Source organism: Butyrivibrio hungatei NK4A153 (assembly GCF_000424465.1).
In the GTDB taxonomy this organism is placed as follows: Bacteria; Bacillota; Clostridia; order Lachnospirales; family Lachnospiraceae; genus Butyrivibrio; species Butyrivibrio hungatei_A.
Genome location: NZ_AUJY01000037.1, coordinates 1 through 1,864 on the forward strand (window position 1 = coordinate 1; position 1,864 = coordinate 1,864).

A 1,864-nucleotide genomic window follows, 5' to 3' on the forward strand; every position below is an offset into this window, starting at 1 on the left:
AATCGAGTAGGAGGAATTTCTCATAAATGAGAAATTCCGACCTCTCACACCACCGTGCGTACCGTTCGGTACACGGCGGTTCAATCAACTTAACAAGTAACACACTTTTCGGTGTAGTAATCTAACATTGAGACTAATCCAAATGAGGTTAGTCTCTTTGTACTTATAGCCTTTTGTACCCATCCATTGTGAGCGAGTCTTGCATATCTGTCTCCGCAGTAGGCGATATTATACGCCGCCCATCTTGGTACGTCCAGCTTCATCAAATTCTTAGCTCTATTCTGTGGAGTTTTCCAATGCTTCCAAATACACATACGCAATCTAAAACGAATTCTTGAGTCCATTTCCTTGCAAAGTGTTTTCATACTACCTATCTTGAAGTAGTTTATCCAACCTCTGATGAGCTGATTGAGCTTTTCCACCTTGTAACTGTTGCTAACGCCCCAACTACGGCTAGTAAGTTCTTTCATTCTCTTATTAAACTTTGCTACTGATTTTGCATGCGGCTTTGCCTTAAACTGATGTGCCCTTGAGTCAAAGTAAAATCCAAATCCAAGATATTTAAGTCCTTGTGGTTTGTCCACTTTACTCTTGGTCATGTTGACCTTGAGACCTAGTTTTTCCTCAATGAATCGCGAGATATTTCTCATGACTCTATTAGCAGACATTTCACTTCCGACCATGATGATACAATCGTCTGCGTATCTTACAAAGTTAAGCCCTCGCTTTTCCATCTCCTTATCTAGTTCATTCAACATGATATTCGCCAGTAATGGCGAGAGATTTCCTCCTTGTGGTGTTCCCACAATGGAGTCCTCGTACTCATCATCAATCATGATTCCGCTGACTAGGTACTTTCTAACGATAGAAATAACATCTCCATCTTTTATGGTTCTACCTATGATAGTCATAAGTTTATCGTGATTAACTGTGTCGAAGAACTTTTCCAAGTCAATATCTACAATCCAGTCATTACCATTATTCATCATATCGAGCGCTGTTAGGATTGCTTGCTGTGCACATCTATTAGGTCTGAATCCATAACTGTGGTCATGGAATTGTTCCTCATAGATTGGTGTTAATACCTGTGCTATGGCCTGTTGTATGAATCTGTCTGTTACTGTTGGTACTCCTAGGTTTCTGACACCGCCATCAGGCTTTGGTATCTCTACTCTTCGTACTGGCTGAGGTTTATATTTTCTTGTCCTCAACTGTTCCTTGATGATTTCGCCGTTCTTTGCAAGATGTTCCTTGAGTTCTGTGTACTTCATTCCGTCCACTCCCTCTGCACCTTTGTTTCGTACGACTTGCAGATATGCTCTGTTGAGATTATCGCTAGAAAGTATCTGCTCCATTAGACTACTTGTGTCCATGCGTTCTTTCCTTTCCGTCTCGCTTGATTTGACCACCCTTATCCCGATTAATTCGGCAGATGTTGTCATTTCTGCAATACGAGACATACTCAAACTTGTTGATTGTTCACCCCTTCACTCCATCTCCATTACAGAGACTTCTTCGCTACTATGGGTTCGGCTGACTTCTCACAGTTCGTTGTTACTAGGCTAATGAAACCCCTGTGAGACCTCCACGCTTAAGGCGCGCGCTCTTTCTCTCCATATATCCGCCACATTTACTCTGCTACTACAAAAGTGATAGTTATTAGACTTTGTTGCTTTAAGCCAACTTATCTCTCGTAGCCTAGCCTTATATGTGATTCCTGTCCGTCGGACCAGAGATTTGCTTACAGCTTCCTTCAGATTCCACCTCACGATGGACACCCTTGCTGTTCGGCTATACACTTCCCACTATCTGGGCGTGTTTGGGACTTGCACCCGTTAGAGCGCGCCCATGGCGCGCAAACTTA

The 1,864-nt window shown here is 42.7% G+C and carries 1 protein-coding gene; it reads right to left on the minus strand.

Annotated elements, in window-relative coordinates; translation table 11 throughout:
• Positions 1-89: 89 nt before the first annotated feature.
• A complete protein-coding gene (gene ltrA, locus G628_RS0110750; RefSeq protein WP_027209129.1) occupies positions 90-1,373 on the minus strand; it encodes a group II intron reverse transcriptase/maturase in 1,284 nt (427 codons plus the stop codon).
• Positions 1,374-1,864: the final 491 nt, after the last annotated feature.

Coding starts and splice junctions, on each gene's coding strand:
- ltrA (WP_027209129.1), bottom strand. CDS start 1,373: ATGGACACAAGTAGTCTAATGGAGCAGATACTTTCTAGCGATAATCTC.